This is a genomic window from Bacillus sp. GMs2/2 (genome assembly GCF_050172095.1).
GTDB classification, from domain to species: Bacteria; Bacillota; Bacilli; order Bacillales; family Bacillaceae_G; genus Bacillus_A; species Bacillus_A cereus.
Genome location: NZ_JBNLYE010000789.1, coordinates 1 through 357 on the forward strand (window position 1 = coordinate 1; position 357 = coordinate 357).

The window sequence follows — 357 nt, forward strand, 5'->3', positions numbered from 1 at the left end:
CTTAAATGGCAAAACATTGTATTTCACGGATGATGAAGTATACCGAAAAATTAAATCTGTTGAAATTGGTGATATTGCAAATGAAATGGAGGAATATGGTGAATTTGAAGTAGATTTCATTCTTGATCCTTTTGAATATACAGAGGATGTAAATCTAAAGCTTACCGAACCAGGTATATTTTATAATCCAGGTACGATAGAATCAGAACCGAAGTTTTGGATTGTAGGAAATGGTACTCTCCGTATAACAATCAATGATGTATCTTTTCAAGTAAAAGATGTCAATGGCTCTGTTGTTGTAGACTCAGAAGTACTTGAAGCATATAGCGGTACAATACCAATGAACAGCAAAATGAT

Annotated in this window: 1 pseudogene; it reads left to right on the top strand. The window is 33.3% G+C overall.

Annotation, left to right across the window (positions count from 1 at the left end):
• A pseudogene (locus ACQGS6_RS29545) lies at positions 1–357 on the top strand (phage tail protein); the annotation flags it as partial.